Raw genomic sequence first — 23,791 nt, forward strand, 5'->3', positions numbered from 1 at the left:
GACAGAAAGGATGGACGACTTATGAAGAACACAAAGAAAACATTGGCCCTGCTGTTGGCGCTGGCCCTGGTACTGGCAACGGTACTGGTTGGCTGCGCGGGCGGGGATAACGGAGAGAGCGGAAGCAGCACGGTGGCCAGCACGCCGGAGGAGGACGGGAGCAGCCCTGAAGAGGAGGGGGAGCCCGCCGGGGACGAAGGCGGCGAGGAAGGCGCAGAGGGCGAAGAAGAGCCTGTGCACGTAAACCCATATGAGGGCACCGAGTACCCGGAAGGGGAAGAGATCGTGCTGTGGAGCCAGAGCATGGGCGACATCTGGGTGAATTTCTTCGAGAAGTCTGTGCATGAATACAACCTGGAGGGCCGGGGGTATACCATCCGCGAGGAGTTTATTGCCGCTTCTGCCTGGGACGAGCGCATTGCGGCGGCGCGGGCCTCGGACACCTGCCCCACGGCGTATATCCAGTCTTACAACCACATCCCTACCGGGGTGAAGGAAGGCTATTACGGCGCGTTTGACGACTACATGGACAGCGCGGTGTTTGACGATATGCTGCCCATTGTAAAAGAGATGGTTTCCATTGGGGGCAAGACCTATGCCATCCCCCTGCTGTGCGAGCCCTCGATGGTGCTGTACTACCGCAAGGACCTGCTGGAGGCCGGCAACTATACCGAGCCACCCAAGACCTGGCAGGAATTGATCGACATGGCCAACGCCCTGAAAACCGACGAGGTGTTCGGGCTGGAGATACCCGGCTTTGGGGATATGGGCTGGAGCACCTGGGGGATGCAGTTTGGCAACGCCGGCCACGGGCCCATCAACGACAACTGGGACGCGCCGCTGATTGACGACGGCTACCGGGATATTGCCCTGTTCTTTAAGGAGCTGTACGATACCGGCGCGGTGCCGGAGCAGCCTTTGTCCGGCTACACGGACATTAAGCCCTTTGGCCAGGGGGACGTGGTGTTCCAGATTTGCGGCTCTTGGGCGGTTACGGATTTGATTGACACCTACCCGGAGGTATGGGAGAACACCGGCGTGGCCGTGGTGCCCACCAAGGACGGCAACCTGGACAAGACCACCGCGACCATTGGCGGCTGGGTGTATGTGCTGGACTCGAAGGCGGAGAAGCCGGAGGGCGCGGCGGACTATCTCTCTTGGCTGGTGAGCAAGGAGAACCCCCAGCGGCTGGGCCAGTACTATGTGGACGTGAAGTTTGCCAAGGCCTCGCCCTTTGCCAGCATTGCGGACTGGGCGGCGGAGCAGGCCGGGGACGGCGCGGCGTATGTGGACGTGATCAACCGCATTTCCTCTTACGGCCAGCCGGAGGCGGCTTACCCCTGGGATATCTCGGCCAGGGTGGCCTCCCTGTTTGAGGACGTGGCCATGGGGTACGACGACATTGACAACGCCTTGCAGGCCTGCGCGGAGGATATACAGCAACTGATAGACGACAACAACCTGCCCGGCACAGACCCCCGCAAGTAACGGGGCCGGCGCTTACGGGACTTGATGGAAGGCAACTGAATAGGGTTTCCGGGGCCTGCCTTGCAGGCACCTCTGAAAACAAAGGAGATACCGGGTTTTCAGACGTGCCCTGGGCGGGCCCCGGACGCCTTTACTACCTGAAAAGGAGGTATGGGAATATGCGTAGGCCGGCCGGTACAAAAGTGCCCCGCTACACCAAAATGCAAAAGCGGGATATGCGCACCGCCTACCTGATGCTGCTGCCCGCTGTGGCGCTGCTGACGGTGTTTGTGGTGGCCCCCTTGGTGATGGCCATTGACAAAAGCTTTTACGACTGGAACTTTTACGGGAACTCGACCTTTGTGGGGTTTGAGAACTTCCGGGTGATTGTGGTGAACAAATCTTTTAGGCGGGCGGTGGTGAACGCCCTGAAGTTTGTGGCCATTTTGGTGCCGTTGCAGATTTTGCTGCAATTCGCCTTTGCCCACCTGCTGAAGAGCCTTTCCGTGCGGTTCTCCAACGCCATTAAGACCGCCATCTACATCCCCGGCATTATTGCGGGCATTGTGGCGGGCATCATCTTTATGTTTATCTTTGAGTATAAGGGCGGGCTGATCAACCAGATGCTCACCTCGATGGGCCTGTCCCGCATCGCCTTTTTGAACAACGGCTTTTGGGCCATGTTCTCCATTGTGGTGCCCACCCTGTGGCTGGGCTTTGGCGGGGGTACCATCCTAAACTACGCGGGGCTGATCAGCGTGCCGGCGGAGTACTATGAGGCGGCCTCTATTGACGGGGCCGGGGCTTTCCGCAAGCTGGTGTACATCACCCTGCCCCAGATGAAGAACATCTTTGTGTTGCAGTGCATCAGCATGGTGACGGGCACCTTGCAGATGTTTGAGGTGCCGATGATGATGACCAACGGCGGCCCCAGGGAGAGCACCCTGACCCCTATGCTGTACATCTACAACAACTTTAAGAGCACGGGCGTGAACATGGGCCGGACCATTGCGGGGGCGCTGCTGATTATGATTTTTATCGCCATACTCAATTCCTTTGTGTTTACGGTGATCCGGTCCGAACGGTCCATTGACGGTTAAGGAGGGAAAACAGGTGAAAACGAAACCTTTGGCAAAACTCCGGCGGGGCGTGGGCTACTGCGTGGCCCTGGCCGTAGCGGCGGTATCGCTGTTCCCCCTGCTGTGGATGTTTTTGGCCAGCTTTAAAAACAAGCAGGAGGTATTGGCCACCCCCCTGCGGATGCTGCCCAAGGCCTGGATAACCACCAACTATGAGGCCGTGTTGGTCAGCACCAAGAACCCCCTGTTCCATGCCATGCTGGTGACCTTTGTGGTGGCGGTGCTGGGCGTGGTGTTCTCGCTGCTGGTGAACATGATGGCGGCGTACGCCTTTGCCCGGCTGGAGTTTTTTGGCAAGCGGCTGTTTTGGGTGTACTGCCTGATTACCATGTATGTGCCGGGGCTGACGATCCTGATCACCTCTTACCTGGTGGTGCACTCGCTGCACATGATCAACACCATATGGGTGCTGCTGGTGCCGGGCATTGCGGGCGGGTACAATATCTTCTTCTTCCGGCAGTTCTTCTTGAACATACCCGCCAGCCTGGAGGACGCGGCCCGGATAGACGGCTGCGGGCGGTTCCGCATATTCTGGACCGTGTTCTTGCCCCTTTCGGTCACGCCCATGGTGGTGCAGGGGGCGGGGATCTTTATCGGCTACTGGAACAGTTTCATGTGGCCATCCATCACGGTAACGGACAAGTCCATCCAGCAGGTGATGCCCATTATCCGCTCGTTCCAGACCGACTACGGCACGGAGTACGGCCGCATTATGGCCGCCACCTGCCTGGCGGTGATACCGCCCATTGTGCTGTTTGCCATCTTCCAAAAGCATATTGTCAAGGGCTTTGTGCTCTCTGGGCTGAAGTAAGGGGAGGGGCTGTGGCAGTATGGACAGTGTAAACGGTGTGAGCAGGAAAGTGAAACAGGGGGTGGCCGCCATACTGGCTGCCCTGGTGGCGCTGGCTGCCGGGGGCTGCCGGGAGGCCGGGCCTGCCCCGGAGCCTACCCCCAGCCCTGCCCCGGCCCTGGCTGTGGCAGAGGCCAGCCCCACGGCAAAACCCACCCCGCAGGCCCTGACCAACGCCGAAAAGACCCGCCAGGAGGGGGAGGCGGTGGTAGCCGGGCTGCTGGAAAAGAACGTGACCTACAAGCCCCTGCGGGACCCGGAGGGGGCCTATACCCTGAAAGGGGTGAAGAACATCCACATGATCGGGATGGTGACAGGGGAGTACTCGGAGAACCGTACGGCCAGCCGATACGGGGTGGGGGGTACGGACCTGGGGGTGACGGTCAACAGGGGGGAGGAAACCTTCCTCTTCTTTGGGGATACCTTCCGGTATGAGGACCAGACCGGGAACTGGCGCAGCAATGTGGCCGCCGTGACCAGGGACAGCGACTATACCGACGGCATCACCTTTGACAGGATGATTGTGACCGGCACCGGGGTGGCCAAGGAGCTGCTGCGGGGGAAAAAGGCAGAGGGCAAAGAGGTGACGAAAATACCCACCGGGGCTGTATGCATCGACGGCAACCTGTACCTGTCCTTTATGTCGGTGCGGCACTGGGGGGAGCCCGGCGCCTGGGACTGCAACTATGGCGCGGTGGCGAAAAGCACCGACGGCGGGGAGAACTGGGAGATCCTGGAGGGGCTGGCGTGGCCGGGGGAGAGCCGGTTTTGCCAGATGTACCCGGTGCTGGTGGAGGATATGGTGTATGTGCCGGGCATTGGCGGCGGGCGCAACGGCGGCGCGGCCCTGATGCGGGCGCCTGCCGGCCGGTATGAGGAGTTTGACGCCTACGAGTACCTGACCGGCTATGGGGAGGACGGCACGCCTGTCTTTACCCAGGGGGAAGAGGGGCTGGAAAAGGCCATCGACTTTTTGCCAAAGCCGGTGGGGGAGATGTCCTTTTTGTACAGCGAGTACCTGGGGGAATGGCTGGTTACGTATATCTCCGGGCAGGATATTATTTTGCGCAGCGCCAAGGAGATATGGGGGCCCTACTCGAAACCCGTGACCATCGCCGCCCAGCAGGACTTCCCAGGCCTGTATGGCGCGTTTATGAACCCCCGGTATGTGTCGGAGGACGGGAAGAAGATCGGCTTTTTCATGTCCCTGTGGCTGCCGGTGTACAATGTGGCCCTGATGGAAATGGAACTGGAAAAATAAATTGCCTACAAGGCGGGCCGCGGGACTTCCCATGGAAGGGCCGCGGCCCGGCCTGTAGGCGGGAAACGGAGGTCGGTTATGGATAAAAGCTATACGGGCAGGCAGTTGGAGCAGGTCAGCTTCCCGGTAGGGGGCATGGGCGCGGGGATGTTCTGCGTGGAGGGCACAGGGGCCATTGGCAGCCTCTCTTTGCGCAACGCGCCGGATTTGTTTTATGAGCCAGAATGCTTTTCGGCCCTATACGCCCGGCGGGACGGGGCGGACTGGGCCAGGGTGCTGGAGGGCCCTGTGCCCCGGCGGAAGATATTTGGGGGACGGGGGACTTTATCCGGGCTGGGGACCAGCAACCAGTTCGGCAAAACCTATGGCCTGCCCCGGTTCCGGGCCAACACCTTTACGGGGCGGTTTCCCTTTGCCCGGCTGGCGTTTCAGGAGGAGGGGGCGCCGCTGGAGGCGTCGATGACGGCTTTTAGCCCCTTTTTGCCGGGGAACGAGGATGACTCCTGCCTGCCGGCGGCAACCCTGCGGTATACCTTTGAGAACCGGGGGGACAGCCCGGTTGAGGCGGTGTACTCCTTTCACACCGTCAACTTTATGGTGCACCCGGCGGACAAGTGGTTCCCCTCGCCCATACGGGAGGAGCCGGAGGGGACCATCACCCGGCAGGGGGGCGGGCTGCTGCTGGCCTGCCCGGCCAGGGAGGGGGACCCGGCCGCCTTCGGCCAGTGCCTGATCCAGGTGGGGGAGGCGGGGGCCCTATGCCATACGGACTGGTTCCCCAGCGGCTGGTTTGACCCCCTTACCATGCTGTGGAAGGGCCTGGCCGCAGGCGAAACGCCCCAGGGGGAGCGGGCGGACGGCAAAAGCCTGGGGGGCTCGCTGGCGGTGCGCTTTTGCCTGCAGCCGGGGGAGCGCAGGGAAATCGACCTGCACTTTGCCTGGTATGTGCCAAAAACCAACCTGCGCCTTGGCTATGAGGCCCAGGGGGGGCCGGGGGCCAAAGAAACCTACCGGCCCTGGTACGCCGGGCGCTTTGGAAACGTGGAGGAAGTGATGGCCTACTACCGGGGGCAGTTCACCCGGCTTTGGGAGGAATCGGCGGCGTTTTCCCGGGCGCTGTTTGCCTCCACCTTGCCGGAAGGGGCGCTGGACGCGCTGGCGTGCAACCTGTCGATCCTGAAATCCCCTACCATTTTGCGGCAGGCGGACGGGCGGCTGTGGGCCTGGGAGGGCTGCTGCGACAACATTGGCAGCTGCCACGGGAGCTGTACCCATGTGTGGAACTACGCCCAGGCCCTCTGCCACCTGTTCCCCCGGCTGGAGCGCAGTTTCCGGGACGCGGAGTTCCATGAGGACCAGAACGGGGCGGGGCATCAGGAGTTCCGCTCCTCGCTGCCCATACGGCCTTCGGGCAACACCTTCCACGCGGCCGCGGACGGGCAGTTGGGGGGGATCATGAAGATGTACCGGGAGTGGCGCATCGGCGGGGACATAGGCTTTATACGGGCATACTGGCCGTTGATGAAGAAGAGCCTGGACTACTGCATCGGCACCTGGGACAAGGGCCGGGAAGGGGTGCTGAAGGAGCCCCATCACAACACCTATGACATTGAGTTTTGGGGCGCGGACGGTATGTGCTCCTCCTTTTACCTGGGGGCCCTGGTGGCCATAAGCCGTATGGGCCGGGCGCTGGGGGAGGATGTAACCGGGTACGAGCAACTGTACCGCCGGGGCCGGGCGTACCTGGAAACCCGGCTGTTTAACGGCGCATACTTTGTGCAGCAGGTGGAATGGGAAACCTTACAGGCGCCTTTTGACCTTTCCGGGGAGCCGGAGGCCTGCCGGGCCCTGATGGAGCGGGAAGGGCCCAAGTACCAGTACGGCGCCGGGTGTATTTCCGACGGGGTGATGGGGGCCTGGCTGGCCCGCGTCTGCGGGCTGGGGGATATTCTGGACCCGGCAAAGGTGAAGAGCCACCTGCTGGCCGTATACCGCCACAACTTTAAGCCCGACCTGACAGGGCACGCCAACCCCCAGCGTCCCGGCTATGCCCTGGGCAACGAAGGGGGGCTGCTGCTGTGCACCTGGCCCCAGGGCGGCAGGCCCTCGCTGCCCTTTGTGTACAGCGACGAGGTGTGGACGGGCATTGAGCACCAGGTGGCCGCCCACCTGATGCTGTTTGGCTGTGTGGAAGAGGCAAAGTCCATTATAGCGGCCAGCAGGGCCCGGTATGACGGGGCGAAACGCAACCCCTTTGACGAGTATGAGTGCGGCCACTGGTACGCCAGGGCGTTGGCCTCTTACAGCTACTTGCAGGCCTACACCGGCGTGCGCTATGACGCGGTGGAAAAGACCCTGTATGCCAGCGGGCAAAACGCCCCGGCCTATGCAGTGTTTTTGAGCACGGCAACCGGGTATGGCGTGGTGACTTTGCAGGACGGCCGGGTGGACTTGCAGGTGGTGCGGGGGGAGATACCGGTAGAACGGGTGGTGCTAGCATAACCGGGGCGGGTTTACCGGCCGGCGGCTTTCCAGAATGCCTCCAGCGTACGGTTAAACGCTTGGGGTACATCCATGTTCACACAGTGGCCGGCGTTGGCGAAAATGGCCAGGGTGCAATCCGGCTCGCTGTTTTTCCACGCCCGGACCGCCTCTAGTTCCATGGGGACGTCAAACGCCCCGCAGCCGATGAGCAGGGGGTAATCCCTTGGCCCTGGCTTATGCCGGTTTACCAAACGGTGGAGCGTTGCCAGGTACCGGAACGACTTTTTGGGAAAGCGTAGGTTCATGGCGTAAAATTCGTTTTGGGCCTTTGGGGTATAGGCGGAAATCTCCCGGTTTGCTTTGGCAAACCATTTCACCGAGAAAAGCGCTTTCAGCATCATTTGCGCCTGTTTGGCGCTGTTTGCGCGGTTCATTTTGGGGTCGAACCGGCAGATGTCATACCCTCCAAAGCAGGCCAGGGAGCTTACGGCATGGGGGTAATGGTGGGCAAAATCCTGCGCCAGGACCGCGCCCAAGGAAACGCCGGCCATATGGATTTTGTCAATTTTTTCCGCCTGTAAGATGGCATAGATCCACGGGGACATCCTTTCGATGGTGTCCCCTTTTTGCGTGTGCAGGGACTGCCCGTGGCCGATGACGTCAACCGCCAGGATGTTGTAGGTGTGCTGAAAATACGCGAACTGGGTTTGGAACATTTGATGGTTGACAAAAGCCGCGTGGATAAACAGCACCCATTCGGCCTGCCCGGCGGCCCGGCTTACAAAATAGGTAAGGGGCGAGTTGGCTAACTTTCTTGGTTCCATGGTTTCCTACCTCCTTTTCTGGGGATTGCCCGGCGGTGGGGGGAAGAAATACCCCGCTCCCGCAGCAGCGCCGGATCTTCTCCTTCTTTTCTTCTGCCGTCCACGCACGGATAAAGTTGTCCAGCGAGGCGTACTCCCCCAAAATATTTTCCTTTGTATAGTCCATCATGCTCTCCTGCCGGAGCAGCTTGCCGTTGGTATCGTAGATGGAAACCGTTTTGTAGATGACCTTTACCGTGCAGCCGTTTGCGTCTACAACCGGCTTTTCCTGTGGGCCTACCGGGGGGACGGGCGGCTTTCCGGCACCGGGGACGGGTGCGGTTGGGGCAAAGCCGTCTACCTGCTCCACAGGGCCGCCCCAGCCGGGGTCTGCAAACAGCCGGGTCACTTTGCGGAAGTCCATCACCACAAAGTGGGTTTTCCCCTCCTTTTCCCGCAGCCGGGTACCCCGGCCAATGATTTGCTTAAATTCCGTCATGGAGCCGGTCATCTCGTCCAGAACGATCAGCTTTGTCATTTTGCAGTCCGCGCCGGTAGAGAGCAGCTTGGAGGTGGTTGCAATCACAGGTCCCTCTTTTGACGTGGAAATGAAGTATTTCAGCTTGCTTTTGCCGTATTCATCGCTGCCGGTTATGCGCACCACATAGTCCAGGTTTTCCCTGACCATGTCCGCGTTCAGGTTGACCAGTGCCGAGCACATCCGTTCCGCGGCGTCCTCGGTGGCGCAGCATTGGATGCAACGGTAAGCCCCCTTTGCACAAACGCAACGCGTTGCTTTTTTGGTATATTATATCATAGGGGGCGTCCTAAATCAAATATTTTGTAATATTCCATCAGGAACAAGCGTGGCGCGTGCTGCGGCCTACAGGTACGCCCGCTGAAAGCGTACCGTGCATTCTGCCCATCAAAAAACCTTTCACCTCCGCCAAATGAGAAAAGCAAGGGATACCTTCCCGGATAGCCGTATCCCACAGTATATTCGCTCCGAAGCCATGGATGCACACAGCATCCATGACTTGTTCTACGAACACCTCCGGATCAGTGTCCGCGAACAGCAGCAACAAATCCCCGCGACAATGGAAAAGCTCAAAGACCAGTGGGGCCAGATCGTACCACCCAGGGGAAAGCGGTCAATCAAAAACGCCGCATTCTCCACGTAGTAGCGCATCCCATACCGCTCACAAAGCTTATTCAAACGCCGACAGAAAGCCATCCCGCTCTTCCTTGGTATCGCAAGGATGGGACAGCGCAATCTTTTTCACCCTGGCGCGAACCATCTCGCAAAAACAATCGGCAGCGCCTAAATGGTAAGAGAATGTATCAATTTTCATGAGGAAGTCTCTTTCAAAATTTTGTAGTAAAAAACCTCCAAGAATTCAAATCCTAGAGGTATTGGCGCGCTTGACTGGATTCGAACCAGCGGCCCTTAGAGTCGGAGTTATCAGGCCGTTAAATGGGAAGGCCCGAAAACGCTGGATTTTGTCCAGGGCGCACAAAAAAGCCTTTTATTGTATCGGGGCCGGGAACCCTAGAAACGGCTGGGTTCCCGGCGATTTTATTGATTTTTCAAAATAGTAGTCAAACAGTAGTCAGAGATCCTGCAGCGCAGTCAAAAATTCCGGCAGCTCATCAAATAGGATAGTGCAAATCAAAGACCAATTTGTGTTGTCGTAATCATGAACCAGTCGATGCCGCAGACCGGATATTTTGGCCCATGGGATTTGACTATGACTCTGTTTGAATTCATCCGACAGGTTGTATACCTGTTCGCCAATATTGTAAAGCGGAGTTGTTATCGTCCAGCGAACCGTTTCCTCTGCCATAACTTGGTCAGCCGTGATGGATTCATCCTGCAGAAATGCCAGCAGCTTTTCCGTTGTGGAACGTATCTTCTCTAACCGCTGCTCATCTGTATACTTCATGCAATCGGCACTCCCTCCGCGAAAATGGTGTTGTAGAGGTCTGAGCCTGCCTTGATCTCGCATAGCTCATACACGTCCACATCTTTTGCTAGAGCGCGGTAAAGCTCATCTGCGATACAAAAGACATCTGTCGGCACAAAATGCTCGCCTCCGATGATGAGAAGGTCTATGTCTGACTGGCTATCGGCCTCATTTCTAGCGTATGAGCCAAACAAGATTGCTTTCTCGGCTCGGTACTTTTTGAGCAGAGGAAGGATTGCCAAACGGATCTCGTCGCCTGTTAGAATTTTGTCAGACATCGGTCCTCTCCTCCTTTTTAATGGCGTGGTAAACTTCACTAAAACATAGTATACCATAAGCTGGTCAAATAATCAACTGTCCTCTAACGCAGGATAGAGGATTCCTTTGATCAACACATTTCTGTAAAATGACAGCACAGTGGAATACCAATGAAAGCGGTCAAATGACTTTACAGTGATTGGAACAGTGATATCATATTCCAAGCTCACGTTGCAAGAAATATCAGTTTTTTGATTCCGATAGGGTGAAATATCAGCGGACCCACAATCTGCTGTCAGGAGAATATCACCATCAGATTCATCATCGAAATCCCCGCAAGCATATGAGCCACAGAGATAGGCTGTAATTAATTCGTTTGGCAATATGTTGTGGCAACGCTGACACACTTTATTCAGAATAATGATAGCTTTGGGTTGGCACATCTGGCTCCTTTCAGCCAGACAAAGCAAAAGATTTTTTGGAAATTTACGAAAGGCTGAAATACGCCAGTATTCCTGCGAGTTTCCACATAGATAAATTCCATTTTTGGCTGCGCCTGAAATTCAAAAGTTAAGCGCCTCATTCAGTATTGCTACCTGTTCCATTCTGCGGTATCGCCAACAGAATAAGTTTGCTGTGCTTTTTCTCGCAGTCCCCCTGTGCAAAAGTGTCCAGAATCAGGCCACCAATGCCGTACAGAATGCGAATACATTCGTTGCTGTCGATTATATTGTGATAGGTTTCTGTCAGCTCGCTAAGTCCCTCTGCGTTCTATACCGGTTCCGGGGAAATGATTGTTCCATAAGGAATGTAGGTTTCAAAGGTGGAAGAGATCGAACGGCCCTCTACCTCTTTTACTTTTGACCTTCTGCGACTGATTTTCGGTAGACAACAAGAGCAATCAAAGCGGTTAAGGTTTCTGCTACCCAGAAAGCATGCCAGACGCCCACGGCTCCCAGCCATCTGCTGAGGAGAAAGGCAACTGGAATGATGATCACCACATACCGGCAAATGGAAATGATCAGAGACTGTGTTCCCTTTCCCAATCCCTCCAAAGCTCCTGCTGAGGTAACAGAAATGGTGGAAACGATAAAACCACCGCTGATGATGCGCAAAGCGACCTCACCTGCATGAATAGTGGCAGCTGTGCCGGTAAACAAGCCCATTAACACTTCGGGAAATAGCAGACACACAATGGTTCCGGCTATCATAATAATGCCGCTCATGCACAGGGCAACCTGATAGATACGGCGAACCCTCTTGTGTTCTCCGGCACCGTAATTATAACCCATCAGAGGACGCATCCCCTGTACGATCCCGTTTGCAGGAAGATAGAGAAAAGTCTGCAATTTGTAGTAAATGCCTAGCACAAGGATGTAAACCTCTGAATAAGTAGCCAAAATAACATTCAGCGCTGAGATTAGGAAGGAGGGCAGCGCCAAGTTCAACGTGCCGGGAATGCCAATAGAATAGATCTTGCACAGGATGGTTTTCTCTGGTTTCATCCGTTTTATTGTAATTGATACAGGAAGGGGGCGGATCAGGTAGACCGCCACATAGATTATCAGAGTCAGTACCTGTCCGATTCCAGTGGCAAGTGCCGCTCCTTCGATTCCCATTTCCGGGAATGGACTTATTCCGAAAATCAGCATAGGATCAAGAACAATATTGGTCACACATCCGAACAGCAGACTGATCATGGTCACTTTCATGCGGCCAACGGCCTGAAATATTTTCTCAAAAGTCATTCCAACAGTAATGACCAGAGAAAAGGAAAAAGCTACGTGGGAATAGCGGATTCCTAAATCAACAATTTCCTCCGAGGTGGTAAACATTCTCAAAAAGGCGGGTATGATGGAGATGGATACAACCAGCAAGACGACACCATGTAGAATAGTCATTACCATACCCTGACTGGCCGCCCGATCTGCCGCATCCCGCTCTCCAGCGCCAAGAAATAGGGCAATCGCGGCATTGATGCCGATTCCAAAACCTACTCCTACCGAGTTGATGAAATTTTGTACTGGATATACGAGCGATAGTGCCATCATAGCATTTTCGCTGATCTGTGCTATGAAAAAGCTGTCTACAATATTGTAGAGGGAATTGACCATCATGGAAAGCACCATGGGTAGTGCCATAGACAGCATCAGCGGCACTACTGGTTTTTCTTTCATAAATGCTTCATTCATTTATATTACCATACCTTTCTACTGCGTTGCAAGGCACCAAAAGGAGATGAAATGTGGATGCCTATATCCATCTTGCAGGCTCTTATACTGCGGCGTGTTTTGATGATTGATAAAATAGTTTTCTATTTAGCATAACCTCCGTTTCAGACGCTTCTCCACAGATTTGAGCAAAAAAGCCACACAGCTATCAAAAAGATAACTGTGTGGCAAAAAGATGATTAATTCCGGAAAAGTCCACCCATATTTTACTGTGTGATTATATCACGTTATATGCCAATTGTCAAGTAGAAATTATTTGCGGCGGAAGAATCTTTCTCCGCCATAATTACTTTAGCCTTCAAAGATAGGAAAAACTGCGCGGTCCAGGGGCATCAGACCCCTGGTAGGGTTTGGGGCAAAGCCCCAAGGCCTTGCCGCAGGCCGCTTCGCATCCCTCTATTTTTTCCTACTGATTGGGACAGAAGTAATACCAAAAATAGAATCAACTATCCTTTTTGCCCACACATACCTCCTGTATCTACCGGCATAAAGTGCTTGCCTTAGTGACTCGATTGCCTTGCGGTATGCCTTCTCCGCCGCGCTATGCCCATTATAATTCAGCTGCACCGCCAGCTGCTGGAAGGTCATACAAAACTCATCGGGATTGTTCAACCCCAGGTGATACTGAATCAGATTCCGTTCCCTCGGAGATAACTGTTCCATAGCCTCCCTAAGACAGTCCTCTAAAAGTTTCTGTTCATACACTTTCGCCGGGTCAGTCTCAAAACAAGGAATACTCTGCTCCCACAGCCCATCCAGCGTAGTTTCCTGGAAAAATGTACTATAGTCTCGCAATAATCCCCGTGCAACTTTTTCAGACACATTCATTTCATGACAAATTGTCAAGAGTAAATCCTGTGGCGAAGTGTTCTCTTTCTCCATCTGAAACTTGGCTACCAGAAAGTTCACTTGCCGCAGTTGACTGTACCGCGCTGCAGGTATCGCCATTAGCAAAGACATTCGCGCCATGAAATTGCGCATGGTTTTCTTGACTATTGGAGTCACATAAGTCAGAAATAATGTGCCGTGCGCCGGCTCATAACTGCCAGCCGCATCCAGAATCGCAATGCTACCCTCCTGCACCAGGTCTTCAATTACATCAGGACTATTACTCAACCGCCGGGCCAGCTTGTAGAGATACTCCTGATTGTTCAGCAAAAGTTTTTCAATAGAATCTGCATCCCCACCCAGGACGCGCCCCATTAACTCCTCATTGGTCATGGGAGTCACCACTACCCAGGCGCTTGTTCGTTTCCGCATAAATCGCATCCTGCTCCATGAGCCGAAGATATTCCTTCATAGCAAAACTGTTGTCCAGCAGTGCTCGGTCGCGTAGTTCCTCGCAGACTTTCAGTGCCTCTCGCCGTACCTCGTCAGTGATCTTCCCACGCAGATGATGCTTGCGGATCGTTCCTGTGCGGGTTTTGAAGATTTGAAAGGTGGGGTGATTGGAGTTCTTCTCTTTCTGCTGATTCATAGCACCATACTGACGACAGGTATAGTGCGGATTTTGTGGAGCCATGCCATCGCAATACTTGGGCTTGCGGGCATCCAGTGTCAGAAAATATCTTCCACAGTTCTGGCACTTGCTTGGAGCGTGGCCGTGCCGCATTCCGTTGAGCAGGTCATATGTAAAGAAATCCATATAGCTTTCAAATGCAATCGTATCCAGGAAAACCAGCTTGTCCTTATCCTGTGGATCACAACCAAAAGAAAACCTGGAAAGTAGCGATGGGGAAAATGGGAAGTTCTCATCAGTGAAGCTTGAAGAAAAAATCAGGTTAAGGAAGTCTTCATTGCAAAAGCATTCACCGGTTGCAGTGGCAAAACTCTGCTCATCTCTCCGAGAAATGTCCCTTAAAAAATTCTTTTCAAGGAATATTCCTACGTCTCGAAAATTCTGAATAGCAGTGGCGGCAGATGCTGCACTTCGTATGTAGCGCCAGAAAAGACCACCTATCAATCCGGGTTTCAATAAACTTTCTATATCTGAATCGCAAAGAATATAACCCAATCCACGAATTTCACTGTCCGCATCCCATGAAGTGAAAGGTGGAAGCTTGCATAAAGTCCTGATCATCTCTGCAATAGTTTCCCTCAGAACAGAAAGCGGCAACGCCAAATTGTTTGTTTCAGGGTTCTTAAATGAAACGGAAACATTCTTAATCGTATCGGCATACTGTTTCAAGAGTGCAATGGACTCATCATCAATGTTAAGAGCTTCCGCTGCGAAATGTCCGATTGGAAATAACTTATTATTTGCAAATTGACTGTCTTTATAGATGCTGACTTCGGGACTGAATATAGTAATAAAAAGCTCTTTTTCTATAAACACATCTACGCCTCCTGTCCCATATGGCAAAAGCCACTGTCCTGCGATATTCACATTTTATCACTTTTGGAAGAATAATACAAGTAGAAGGACGAAATCGAGTGCGGCACTCGGTTCCGTCCTTAATCTTTGCGGAAGGAGGTGCGTCAACGTGAGTGTGACTTTGAATCTGGAATATGAATACTGCTCCCACTTTTCACGGAGCAGCCAATAGAAAGGAGGGCTTTAATGACCCAAATGCAAACCGAACTACGCCTTATCCGAATGTCCGAAGTCGAACTCCAAGAGGTACGATGGCTATGGTACCCCTACATACCGCAGGGCAAACTCACCATAATCCAAGGCAACCCCGGCGAGGGCAAGACCACCCTTGCGCTCTGGCTCGCCGCCATGTGCAGTCAGGGGACAGCGCTACCGGGAATGGAACCGAGTTCACCCATCAACATTCTCTATCAGACCGCCGAAGACGGCCTGGGCGACACCATCAAGCCCCGCCTCACGACCGCCGGTGCCGACCTCAACCGCATCATTTGCATCGACGAAGCCGAGCACTCCCTATCCCTTTTAGACGAGCGCATTGAGAAAGCAGTCAAAGCTACTGGTGCAAAACTTATGATTCTTGACCCGCTCCAAGGCTACCTGGGCCGGGACGTTGACATGAACCGCGCCAATGAAATCCGGGATGTCCTCAAGCAGCTCACCATCATGGCAGACCAGACCGGCTGTGCTGTTGTCCTGATTGGGCATCTCAACAAGGCTGTCGGAGCCAACAGCGCCTACCGAGGACTCGGCTCCATGGACTTCCGTGCGGCGGCTCGGAGCGTTCTGCTGGTGGGCAGAATGAAAAAAGAGCCAAGCGTCCGCGTCATTGTCCACGACAAATCCTCTCTTGCTCCGGAGGGAAGGTCGGTAGCGTTCAGCATTGAGGACGGCGCTCCGCGCTGGGTGGATGGCTACGATAAGGTTACCACCAGCGATTTGTTGAACGGTGGGCCGGCAGATTCTAAAGTTGACATAGCCGAAAAACTGATAAGAGATAAGCTGAGCAGAGGGGTTTCGGCTCCTGCCAGCGAGATGTTTCAGATGGCAAAGCAGGCTGGCATCTCCAAACGCACGCTGAAAATAGCCAAAGAAAATCTCGGAGTTGACTCTATAAAGAAAGGAGAGGGGTGGCATTGGAGACTGTCATGTTGAAGGATGCAAGGGTGCAAAAGATTCGGACTGCACTCTTCTATCTTGTGTGGGTGGTATGCAGTAGATTCTACATAGTGTGTGTACCTGTAAATATCTTCGAGAATCTCTACACCCTTGCACTCTTGCACCCTTGGGCCCAGGCGCAACCACAGCCAAGCAACAGCCGCCCCATAGTCGGCCCGTGTTGGCCCCGTGTGGCGGTTTTAAGGGCGAGGTGGGGTAGGAACCGCAGTCCACCCGGATAGGCCTGTGTGAGGCCACACAGGGCCGCTTTTGCGTGGACAGGTGCAGGCGGCGGTGTCCTACAAAAAACCTCCCCCTTGGGGGAGGGGCAAGCAGAGCGCTCGTCCGACGTTGTCGGACGGCACATTCAGCGGGCAGTAGCCCGCACCCACTTATGGCAGGAGCCATGTCAATGATTGGAGGAATTAAATGAGCAATAAAAAGGACAGGGCCTTCACGGTTCGGTTCACGGAAGAACAATTTCATCACATCGCGGAACAGGCTGACAGGGCAATGATGTCACCCAGCAATTACATTCGCGCGGCGGCGATGCGCGGTAAGGTCAACGTCATTCTTGACGGTAAAGTGGTGGCGCGGGAGCTAAAAGCCATCGGGAACAACCTCAACCAGTTGACGGTGCTGGCAAACATGGGACAGATCAACGCGGTGTACTTGGAGCAGGTGCATGAGGATATGAACAAGCTTTATGAGCGATTCTTTGCTCTGGCAGACAAGGAGGTGCGCCTATAGCTGTAGTTGAATTTATGCCATATAAGCGGCAATCCGTAAAAGCATTGGGCAGGGCGGTCAGTTATATTTTACAGAAACACAAAACGGTGGATGCAGATGGACGTCAGTGGGCCACTGGAATAAACTGTTCTCCTCAGTTTGCTTTCCAGGAGTTCCGTGCCACCCGCGCCGCTTATCACAAGGACAGCCCAGTCTGGTTCTATCATTACACGCAATCCTTCGCACCGGATGAGCCTATCACTGTCCAGCAGGCCCATGAATTGGCGAAAGAGTTTGCGGAAAAGGCTTGGCCTGACAGTCAAATTTTGGTGGCGACCCACATTGATAGAGAGCACATTCACTCTCACTTTGTGGTCAACTCCGTGTGCTATGAGAGCGGCTATATGCTCCGGCAGGGACCAACTACACTGGCAAAGTTGCGGAAACTCTCTGATGAAATTTGCTTGGCGCACGGGTTCTCGGTACTGCCTCCCGACCCGCCCAGGCATAGCAAGCAGCTCGGTACCCGCGAGTATCGTTCCATGGAGAAGAACCAGAGTTGGAAAATGCAGTTGATGATTGCCATAGAGGACGCCATGGCGGTGGCGCGTTCACGGGAGCATTTCATCAAGCTGCTCGAGCGGAAAGGGTACGAGGCCAAGTGGACAGACGAGCGCAAGAGCATCACCTACACCACTCCCGTCGGTATGAAATGCCGGGATATCAAGCTGTACGATGCAAAATTTTTGAAGGAGATGATGGAATACGAGTTCAAACTTCGAGCGGAAATCATTGGAAGAATTGGAGGAGCAGTCCCGCAGGCAGGCGAAAACGGCGGCAGAGGTAGTGCCTTGCGTGACGGTGACAGAGAAGAATTGGGCGGCACTGCTCGGGCTACAGCAGTCACAAATTCAGTTGCTGGTGGAGGTTCAGACAGCGGCGGCGCGGCTGGCGACCAAGGAGGAACTGGTGGAGTACCTCGACCAGCGAGTGCAGGAGTTGGAGAGTTGCACCCAAGAAATGCAATCGTCGGCGCAGAAGTTCCAGCGGGAGATAGAACGGTCTGCCTCGGAGATTGCGAAGAACCTAACGTCACAGGCTGGGAAAATGAGCGAAGAATTTTCGAGGAATCTCTCTTTGCAGGGGGAGCAGATGAAAAAATTCTCAGCGGTACTGTTCTGGATCGCACTGATTCCATCGGCGGCGCTGGTGATTTTGGAATTGATCTCGCATATCTTTCCGCTGATATTTCCGGGATGATTGACGACCGTCGTCCGCAGGACAGCACGACTATGCGAAAGCAGAAACATAAAAAGCGCGCGCTGGGTCAGAAATCTGACGAGCGTGACTTTGAGCAGAAGATGTAAGGGGGAATTTTATTGGCAAGTATCAAGCAGTTAGACGAGCACAAATTCAAAATTACTGTCAGCAATGGGTATCGTCCTGACGGTCGGAAAATTTCTAAGGCGAGGACGATTACTGTGCCTGACAGCGTAGGCAAGCGCGGTATTAGGCAGTATGTTTCTCATGCCGCAGAGGAAATGGAGCGTACCATCAAGCAGGGATTTTGTGAGGATGCTGAGATGACCTTCGAAGAATTCTCCTTGCGTTGGCTGGACAGGCAGGTGAAGTATGCGGCGGGTACTATCGCCAGCTACCGGCGAATGCTGAAAGTAACTTACCCATTTATCGGTGCTATCAAGCTAAACAAGCTTCGACCTATCGCGCTGGAGAATATGCTAGTGGAGCTTCGCAAGCGCAGTAATCACGGCAAACCTGTGCAGGAGGCTACCGTGCAAAAGTACCTAACTGTAGTGTCAGCGGTGCTGAGCGACGCCAAGCGCAACGAAATTATCCCGAAGAATCCTGCTCATATGATTGACCTGCCCGACACGGAAAAGCGTGAGCAGTTTATTCCTACCGAAGAAGATGCCAACCGTTTTCTCAACGCTCTGCTGGACGAACCGCAAGAGTACAAGATTTTTTATGTGCTGGCGCTCTACACCGGGTGCCGCCGGGGTGAGCTCTGCGCTCTGATGTGGCACGACTTTATCATGACTGACAAATACCGCTGTGTACTTACGGTCAGCCGTTCCAGGAGTAATGTGCCGGGTCTGGGTGTGCAGGAGGGGCCGACCAAGAATGGCCGCAGCCGTACCATTGTTATCGAGGAAGATATCACGTCGTTGCTGCTGGGGTATTGTGGTTACAAGACCGCCCAGGCTGAAAAGGTTGGGCGCGAGGTCAGCCCGTATCTGTTCGCCGATGAGTACGGCAATTTTATCCACCCGGACACGTTCACAAAACATTTGCGGAAGATTTTTCGAGAGAACGATTTTCCAGAATCTTTCCATTTGCACACCCTGCGCCATTATGTGATCTCGTCTTTGCTCCATCATGGTGTGGACAAGCAGACGGTGGCTGAAATAGCCGGTCACGCCGACACCTCGTTCCTTGAGCGCACTTACTGCCACCCTCAGATGGAATTGAAAAAACAGGCCGCAAATGTTATGACAGATGTGCTCCTGCACAGCGCGTAACAGCAGAGTGATGGACATAGGAGCCGCCATAGCAAGCGCATTTTGTTGGCGTAGTAGAAAGTGAAAACGCCCATGGACTTCCGGCGGGTAGTGTGGTATTGTGAGGTTGCCTCAACAGGGCAAATCGCAACAGGAAAGAGGTTATTTCAATGGCAAGCATCCGCAAACGAGGCAACAGCTACCTGATCGTGGTATCCATGGGCTATGATTTTGATGGCAAGCGCCGTAAACCCCAGCAGAAAACTGTCCATCCACCCGAAGATTTGACACCAAGGGCCAAGGAGAAATGGCTTGAGGAAGAAGCCGCTCTCTTTGAGCGCCAGTGCAAAAATGAGCCGCTCAAGGTTGATAAATCCATCACCCTTGCGGACTATACTGCGATATGGCTTCGGGAGATCGCTCCAACCAAGTTAGCAAAATCCACCCTAGCCCGGGACAAGCAGGATATTGACCGTTTCATGCCGTACCTAGGCGGTTACAAACTCACCGACCTAAAGCCCGAACATTTCAGGAATCTTTACGCCGAACTGCGTAAACAGAAGAACTCCGTGACAGGAAAGCCGCTCTCTGAATGCACCGTTGAGGGTGTCCACGCTTGCTTATGTGGCATCCTCTCCGACGCGATGGAGGGCGGCTTTTTGTCGCATAATCCGGCGTGGAAAACATACAAGTATACAGGCAAAAAGAAGAAAAAGCAGAATGTTGCCGATGAGGAAACTACACAGAAACTCATCGCCGCGCTGGAGGAAGAAAGTATCAAATATGAAACTTATTTCAAGCTGATTATCGCCACCGGAATGCGCCGAGGTGAGTGCTGCGGGCTGAAGTGGTGCGATGTGAACTTCAGAGAAAAGTCGATACACATATGCCGGAATGTGGTAAAGATTACTGGAGAGGACATCATCGTGAAAGAGCCAAAAACTGCCTCGGGCGAGCGCTATGTTTACTTCTCCGCTGAGATGGCAAGCCTGCTCAAAGAGTACCGCAAATTCTGTCAGCAGGAAACGGAAACAGTTGATGAACGTGAATTATCTGCCGATGATTATATCTTCCGCAGGCATGGAATGGAACTGCCAATGACACCCAGCAGCTTTACTTGGCGGTTTAAGCTGATATTGAAAAAGCATGGGTTACCAGAAAATTTGAACGTGCATTCCTTACGTCACACGGCGGCGAGCCTTATGATAGCTGGCGGCGCTGATGTAGCAACCGTATCAGGGCTACTCGGTCACTCACAGGTGTCCACTACGCTGGATATCTACACCCACGCCTTCGATGATAAGAAGAAAGCTGCTAGCGCGGTTTTACAGGAAAGCCTGGATATCTAGCCACACACCCGATTCAACAAAAAGTCCCTGACATCCGTAAAATGCGAAAAGCATGGGACTTTTTCTCTTTCAGCCAAGTCCCAGAGCATATTTGCACCGAAGTCGTGTATGCACACAGCGTCCAATACCCTCTCCACAAATGTTTTCGGGCCGGTGTCCACAAACATCCGCAGCAAATCCTTTCGGCAGTGGAAAAGCTCAAATACCAGCGGGGCCAGTTCGTACCACCAAGGCGCCAGACAAGCATCAGCGCAGTCGATAATCACCGGGCTGCCATATTCATCGACCAGAATATTCTCCCCGGTCAAATCTCCATGCACTAGCACCGTATCCGTCAAATCAAGGCTTGCCGCGCGCTCTGCCATCTCAGTACGCAGACTTTCTGGCAGGCGCTCTACTCTTGGATTTCCCAATGATCTACTCAACAAATCCACCGGCGGAATCAGTCCATGTGCCGGACGATTGAGCTTTTGGAGCAATTCACGTAACTGCTTGATAAATATTTCCTGCTGGTCAGGAGAAGCCTTTTCCAGCCAAGTTCCAGCTTCTATCCCCGGATAATACTCCGTGATAATGTAGTAAAAAAGGTACCTATCTTCCACCGAACCACAAGCAACCATCCGAGGTGTGGGGATTCCCCGTTCGGTCAGGACCCCGCACACCGCTGACTCATTGAGATAGTCCGCATGGGAATCGAACCCGGATTCCTTCGCTGCGAATATTTTTACCACATAATTACCCGCGCGGAACACGGCGTTTGTCCCGGGAGTAAGATTTTCAAGATTGGCAAATTCCAGCTTTTCACGGCAGAAAATCTCTTGCGCCAGAGGCGTGAATTCCTCGATTGACTGAAACACTTTACCCCAATCATCCCAATTCTTGATCGTGTAATTGAACAGCATACTTATTCCTCAGTCTCGCTATTTGCGTCCAACAAACGCTTGATACCTTCGTCTGTGTAGGAAAGCAATTTGCCGTACCGCCGGGCTATATCCTCGCGGCAATCGTCATAATTACCCGCCGCGATTGCCTTTTCCTTCTCTGCTTTCAGGCCGAGATATTCCTGCAACACCGTTTCGTCCTGATAAAAAATCACATTAACCTTGCCTTGATTCAGCGACAGGGGAAAGAGGTCCGTCAAAAACGCCTCATCCTCCACATAGTAGCGAACGCCGTACTTTCCGCACAGCGTATCAAACTCCGGCAGAAATCCGTCCCTCTCATCCTTGGTATCACAAGGGTGCGACAGTGCGATGCGTTTCACACCTGCGCAAACCATCTCGCAGAAACAATCTGCCGCACCCAGATGGTAGGAAAACTTATCAATTTTCATGAAATCAACTCCCATTAGCAATCATGATATCCTCAATAATTTTATCGAAAACGCACTCCCGTTCTGACGATGTATCGTAAACTGTAAAGCCATACTTTGTCAGGTGATTCGTCATAACTCGGTTAAATGGAATAGCGTCTCGTGTAACATAATCTCTCAATTCGTCCTCACTAAAATTGTATGTCCAATCGTCTTCTGTGTCGTACTTTTTGAAGTCGCTTACATACTCATCAACTGTCTTTTGGCCCTGCACTAATCCGATCAAAATGAAGCGGTCTTTTATCTCATTCGCCCCATATTCCTGCAAAATAGAGGTGATTTTCTCAAAATCAAAGTACCCGCCTTCCAGCACAAAAGCGTTGTCTTTTACATTGTGTGCACGGAGATTTAACTCTCCCGCAAATCCTGTATCAGACGAAAACAGGCCCAGGAAGTGGCCGATAAACGGAGCTATGTTTTCTGTTGTTTTATCCCTGTTCCAGTTCAGACGAATGTCCAACTGTGGGTATGCCGCATGAAATATAGCGACAAGTTTATCCAGGCTGATGACAAAGTAGCCCAAGTCTTCGTGGAGCCTTTTTGCCAAAGTGGTTTTCCCGGCCCTTGAGGGGCCGACGATAATAATGCTTTTCATGAGCAAGCACCTCATATCGGATATATTGTAAAGCGGTAAAGTTCGTATCGAACTTTACCGCTTTTTGGCGCGCTTGACTGGATTCGAACCAGCGGCCCTCAGAGTCGGAGTCTGATACTCTATCCAACTGAGCTACAAGCGCATATTTATGGCAACCGCAAAACCCGCGGTAGTCAACTTTGTAAAAATAGTGGTCAAACAGTAGTCAACGGCAAAAATTTTTCTCTCTCAAAACTCTGCCAACCCTACAAAACACTGGCTTTTCTGGCCTATCTCAACCGAACCGGCCTGAAACGTCGGAGTCTAATACTCTATTCAACTGAGCTACAAGCGCATATATATGGCAACCGCAAAACCCGCGGTAGTCAACTTTGTAAAAACAATGGCCCAACAGCAAGCAAAAACCAACCCTCGTAAACCCAACGGCGCCGGCAAAAACCACCTACCGTCCCCGGCGGCCCAAACCGCCGAAAAACACCTGCCTTTCACCATCTGCCTGCTATTATAGCACCGGCACAAGGCGGAAAATGTCGAAACATAGGGGAAAGTAAACTTTCCAGCCACCCGGCCGCCCCCTATATTCAAGAAAAATACGTGTCCGGGTCTACCATGTAATCATAAAACTTCTTCAGTACCTCCAGCGCGTCGGCCCCGGAGATCCCCCGGCTGCGCAGGTACGCCACCAAAGTTTTCTCTTCCCCGGTCAGCCCCCCCACTTTCTGGGGATCCACCTTGATCTTTTTCGGCGCCCGGCGCGGCTTGGCGCCCGGATCCCGGAAACGGGCTCCGTCGGTATGCCCTTCCTCCTGGAAGAACACCTCCAGCGGCACGTCAAAAATCTTGGCAATCCGGTTGAGCGTAGTGGGGTCCGGCGAGGTCTTGCCGGTTTCATAATAGGTATAGGCCGAACGGCTGATCCCAATAGCGGCCGCCACGCTCTGTTGCGAAAAGCCCGCCGCCAGCCGGTATCTGCGCAGGGTATCGGCCAGTAAAGCCGAACGATCCTTCGGGGAAACATCTGCCTTTTTCATGCTATGCATCTTCTCCTTATCAGCCCGCATAGCCCTGCTTTGCTTAAGCACAGTTGTTATTATAACCCGTATTCGACAAAAAATCCAGTACTTTTTGAGAAAAAGAAGTTATCGTGAATCTTCCTCACATTCCCGGCCTGTTTCCGCCCCAAAAGAAAAAAGTCCAAAACCCCCTTGACATTTCCCCCCGGATACGCTATACTAAGTAAG

General features: G+C 53.4%; 22 protein-coding genes, 1 tRNA gene and 1 pseudogene. 11 read left to right on the forward strand and 13 right to left on the reverse strand.

Annotation, left to right across the window (positions count from 1 at the left end; all coding sequences use genetic code 11):
- Positions 1–21: 21 nt before the first annotated feature.
- The 5 genes from U8U01_RS01615 (at position 22) to U8U01_RS01635 (ending at position 7,219) form a co-directional block, all read left to right on the forward strand.
- The gene (locus U8U01_RS01615; protein ID WP_322169375.1) at positions 22–1,488 is read left to right on the forward strand and encodes an ABC transporter substrate-binding protein; all 1,467 of its coding nucleotides are present in this window, start codon (positions 22–24) and stop codon (positions 1,486–1,488) included.
- A gap of 158 nt (positions 1,489–1,646) precedes the next feature.
- On the forward strand, positions 1,647–2,567 hold the full coding sequence (locus U8U01_RS01620; RefSeq protein ID WP_322169379.1) for a carbohydrate ABC transporter permease: 921 nt from the start codon (positions 1,647–1,649) through the stop codon (positions 2,565–2,567).
- A gap of 13 nt (positions 2,568–2,580) precedes the next feature.
- Positions 2,581–3,417, forward strand: coding sequence for a carbohydrate ABC transporter permease (locus tag U8U01_RS01625; RefSeq protein WP_322169382.1), 837 nt, complete (start codon positions 2,581–2,583; stop codon positions 3,415–3,417).
- A gap of 19 nt (positions 3,418–3,436) precedes the next feature.
- A complete protein-coding gene (locus tag U8U01_RS01630; protein ID WP_322169385.1) occupies positions 3,437–4,717 on the forward strand; it encodes a glycoside hydrolase family 183 protein in 1,281 nt (426 codons plus the stop codon).
- Positions 4,718–4,795: 78 nt separating this feature from the next.
- Entirely contained in the window at positions 4,796–7,219 is a 2,424-nt protein-coding gene (locus U8U01_RS01635; protein WP_322169388.1) for a GH116 family glycosyl hydrolase, read from the forward strand.
- A gap of 11 nt (positions 7,220–7,230) precedes the next feature.
- Here U8U01_RS01635 and U8U01_RS01640 read toward each other — a convergent pair whose 3' ends face one another.
- Positions 7,231–7,917, reverse strand: coding sequence for an alpha/beta fold hydrolase (locus U8U01_RS01640; protein ID WP_322169391.1), 687 nt, complete (start codon positions 7,915–7,917; stop codon positions 7,231–7,233).
- Between the two features lie 155 nt (positions 7,918–8,072).
- Positions 8,073–8,767, reverse strand: a pseudogene (locus U8U01_RS01645) (type I restriction endonuclease subunit R); the annotation flags it as partial.
- 187 nt (positions 8,768–8,954) lie between these two features.
- Here U8U01_RS01645 and U8U01_RS01650 point away from each other — a divergent pair.
- Positions 8,955–9,185, forward strand: coding sequence for a hypothetical protein (locus U8U01_RS01650; protein ID WP_322169395.1), 231 nt, complete (start codon positions 8,955–8,957; stop codon positions 9,183–9,185).
- A gap of 27 nt (positions 9,186–9,212) precedes the next feature.
- Here U8U01_RS01650 and U8U01_RS01655 read toward each other — a convergent pair whose 3' ends face one another.
- The 6 genes from U8U01_RS01655 to U8U01_RS01680 form a co-directional block, all read right to left on the reverse strand.
- Positions 9,213–9,356 carry a hypothetical protein gene (locus U8U01_RS01655; RefSeq protein WP_322169399.1) on the reverse strand — a complete coding sequence of 48 codons (144 nt, stop codon included), beginning with the start codon at positions 9,354–9,356 and terminating at the stop codon, positions 9,213–9,215.
- A gap of 258 nt (positions 9,357–9,614) precedes the next feature.
- Positions 9,615–9,947, reverse strand: coding sequence for a HepT-like ribonuclease domain-containing protein (locus tag U8U01_RS01660; protein WP_322169402.1), 333 nt, complete (start codon positions 9,945–9,947; stop codon positions 9,615–9,617).
- Positions 9,944–10,246 carry a nucleotidyltransferase family protein gene (locus U8U01_RS01665; protein ID WP_322169405.1) on the reverse strand — a complete coding sequence of 101 codons (303 nt, stop codon included), beginning with the start codon at positions 10,244–10,246 and terminating at the stop codon, positions 9,944–9,946. The genes U8U01_RS01660 and U8U01_RS01665 overlap by 4 nt, the downstream gene beginning before the upstream one ends.
- An 834-nt stretch (positions 10,247–11,080) precedes the next feature.
- Positions 11,081–12,418, reverse strand: a complete 1,338-nt coding sequence (locus U8U01_RS01670; RefSeq protein ID WP_322169408.1) for an MATE family efflux transporter — start codon at positions 12,416–12,418, stop codon at positions 11,081–11,083.
- Between the two features lie 435 nt (positions 12,419–12,853).
- On the reverse strand, positions 12,854–13,678 hold the full coding sequence (locus U8U01_RS01675) for a sigma-70 family RNA polymerase sigma factor (protein ID WP_161473501.1): 825 nt from the start codon (positions 13,676–13,678) through the stop codon (positions 12,854–12,856).
- A complete protein-coding gene (locus tag U8U01_RS01680; protein ID WP_322169412.1) occupies positions 13,668–14,792 on the reverse strand; it encodes a DUF6076 domain-containing protein in 1,125 nt (374 codons plus the stop codon). Before U8U01_RS01680 ends, U8U01_RS01675 begins: the two co-directional genes overlap by 11 nt.
- Before the next feature lie 261 nt (positions 14,793–15,053).
- On the opposite strand from U8U01_RS01680, the gene U8U01_RS01685 reads away from it, so the two are divergent.
- The 5 genes from U8U01_RS01685 (at position 15,054) to U8U01_RS01705 (ending at position 20,583) form a co-directional block, all read left to right on the forward strand.
- A complete protein-coding gene (locus tag U8U01_RS01685; RefSeq protein ID WP_322169416.1) occupies positions 15,054–15,983 on the forward strand; it encodes an AAA family ATPase in 930 nt (309 codons plus the stop codon).
- 432 nt (positions 15,984–16,415) lie between these two features.
- Complete coding sequence (locus U8U01_RS01690) at positions 16,416–16,736, forward strand: plasmid mobilization protein (RefSeq protein WP_161473498.1); 321 nt, start codon at positions 16,416–16,418, stop codon at positions 16,734–16,736.
- A 14-nt stretch (positions 16,737–16,750) separates the two neighbouring features.
- Entirely contained in the window at positions 16,751–18,082 is a 1,332-nt protein-coding gene (locus tag U8U01_RS01695; RefSeq protein ID WP_322169420.1) for a relaxase/mobilization nuclease domain-containing protein, read from the forward strand.
- A gap of 12 nt (positions 18,083–18,094) precedes the next feature.
- On the forward strand, positions 18,095–19,255 hold the full coding sequence (locus U8U01_RS01700) for a tyrosine-type recombinase/integrase (RefSeq protein WP_322169423.1): 1,161 nt from the start codon (positions 18,095–18,097) through the stop codon (positions 19,253–19,255).
- Positions 19,256–19,404: 149 nt separating this feature from the next.
- A complete protein-coding gene (locus tag U8U01_RS01705) occupies positions 19,405–20,583 on the forward strand; it encodes a tyrosine-type recombinase/integrase (protein WP_322169426.1) in 1,179 nt (392 codons plus the stop codon).
- Here U8U01_RS01705 and U8U01_RS01710 read toward each other — a convergent pair.
- The 5 genes from U8U01_RS01710 to U8U01_RS01730 all read right to left on the reverse strand — a co-directional run bounded on the left by U8U01_RS01710 (position 20,580) and on the right by U8U01_RS01730 (position 23,581).
- The gene (locus tag U8U01_RS01710) at positions 20,580–21,485 is read right to left on the reverse strand and encodes a phosphotransferase family protein (RefSeq protein WP_322169429.1); all 906 of its coding nucleotides are present in this window, start codon (positions 21,483–21,485) and stop codon (positions 20,580–20,582) included. The genes U8U01_RS01705 and U8U01_RS01710 overlap by 4 nt on opposite strands.
- 2 nt (positions 21,486–21,487) lie before the next feature.
- Entirely contained in the window at positions 21,488–21,916 is a 429-nt protein-coding gene (locus tag U8U01_RS01715) for a hypothetical protein (protein ID WP_322169433.1), read from the reverse strand.
- 4 nt (positions 21,917–21,920) lie between these two features.
- Positions 21,921–22,550, reverse strand: a complete 630-nt coding sequence (locus U8U01_RS01720; RefSeq protein ID WP_305117340.1) for an AAA family ATPase — start codon at positions 22,548–22,550, stop codon at positions 21,921–21,923.
- Positions 22,551–22,615: 65 nt separating this feature from the next.
- Positions 22,616–22,692 (reverse strand) — tRNA-Arg (locus U8U01_RS01725).
- Positions 22,693–23,131: 439 nt separating this feature from the next.
- On the reverse strand, positions 23,132–23,581 hold the full coding sequence (locus U8U01_RS01730) for a helix-turn-helix transcriptional regulator (protein ID WP_322169437.1): 450 nt from the start codon (positions 23,579–23,581) through the stop codon (positions 23,132–23,134).
- Positions 23,582–23,791: the final 210 nt, after the last annotated feature.

Source organism: Acutalibacter caecimuris (assembly GCF_034335085.1).
Classification (GTDB): Bacteria; Bacillota; Clostridia; order Oscillospirales; family Acutalibacteraceae; genus Acutalibacter; species Acutalibacter caecimuris.

Excerpts from the sequence above, each read along its gene's own strand:
- U8U01_RS01615 (WP_322169375.1), top strand. The coding sequence starts at position 22 with ATGAAGAACACAAAGAAAACATTGGCCCTGCTGTTGGCGCTGGCCCTG.
- U8U01_RS01620 (WP_322169379.1), top strand. The coding sequence starts at position 1,647 with ATGCGTAGGCCGGCCGGTACAAAAGTGCCCCGCTACACCAAAATGCAA.
- U8U01_RS01630 (WP_322169385.1), top strand. The coding sequence starts at position 3,437 with ATGGACAGTGTAAACGGTGTGAGCAGGAAAGTGAAACAGGGGGTGGCC.
- U8U01_RS01635 (WP_322169388.1), top strand. The coding sequence starts at position 4,796 with ATGGATAAAAGCTATACGGGCAGGCAGTTGGAGCAGGTCAGCTTCCCG.
- U8U01_RS01640 (WP_322169391.1), bottom strand. The coding sequence starts at position 7,917 with ATGTTCCAAACCCAGTTCGCGTATTTTCAGCACACCTACAACATCCTG.
- U8U01_RS01650 (WP_322169395.1), top strand. The coding sequence starts at position 8,955 with ATGAGAAAAGCAAGGGATACCTTCCCGGATAGCCGTATCCCACAGTAT.
- U8U01_RS01655 (WP_322169399.1), bottom strand. The coding sequence starts at position 9,356 with ATGAAAATTGATACATTCTCTTACCATTTAGGCGCTGCCGATTGTTTT.
- U8U01_RS01660 (WP_322169402.1), bottom strand. The coding sequence starts at position 9,947 with ATGAAGTATACAGATGAGCAGCGGTTAGAGAAGATACGTTCCACAACG.
- U8U01_RS01665 (WP_322169405.1), bottom strand. The coding sequence starts at position 10,246 with ATGTCTGACAAAATTCTAACAGGCGACGAGATCCGTTTGGCAATCCTT.
- U8U01_RS01670 (WP_322169408.1), bottom strand. The coding sequence starts at position 12,418 with ATGAATGAAGCATTTATGAAAGAAAAACCAGTAGTGCCGCTGATGCTG.
- U8U01_RS01675 (WP_161473501.1), bottom strand. The coding sequence starts at position 13,678 with ATGACCAATGAGGAGTTAATGGGGCGCGTCCTGGGTGGGGATGCAGAT.
- U8U01_RS01685 (WP_322169416.1), top strand. The coding sequence starts at position 15,054 with ATGTCCGAAGTCGAACTCCAAGAGGTACGATGGCTATGGTACCCCTAC.
- U8U01_RS01690 (WP_161473498.1), top strand. The coding sequence starts at position 16,416 with ATGAGCAATAAAAAGGACAGGGCCTTCACGGTTCGGTTCACGGAAGAA.
- U8U01_RS01695 (WP_322169420.1), top strand. The coding sequence starts at position 16,751 with ATGCCATATAAGCGGCAATCCGTAAAAGCATTGGGCAGGGCGGTCAGT.
- U8U01_RS01705 (WP_322169426.1), top strand. The coding sequence starts at position 19,405 with ATGGCAAGCATCCGCAAACGAGGCAACAGCTACCTGATCGTGGTATCC.
- U8U01_RS01710 (WP_322169429.1), bottom strand. The coding sequence starts at position 21,485 with ATGCTGTTCAATTACACGATCAAGAATTGGGATGATTGGGGTAAAGTG.
- U8U01_RS01715 (WP_322169433.1), bottom strand. The coding sequence starts at position 21,916 with ATGAAAATTGATAAGTTTTCCTACCATCTGGGTGCGGCAGATTGTTTC.
- U8U01_RS01720 (WP_305117340.1), bottom strand. The coding sequence starts at position 22,550 with ATGAAAAGCATTATTATCGTCGGCCCCTCAAGGGCCGGGAAAACCACT.
- U8U01_RS01730 (WP_322169437.1), bottom strand. The coding sequence starts at position 23,581 with ATGAAAAAGGCAGATGTTTCCCCGAAGGATCGTTCGGCTTTACTGGCC.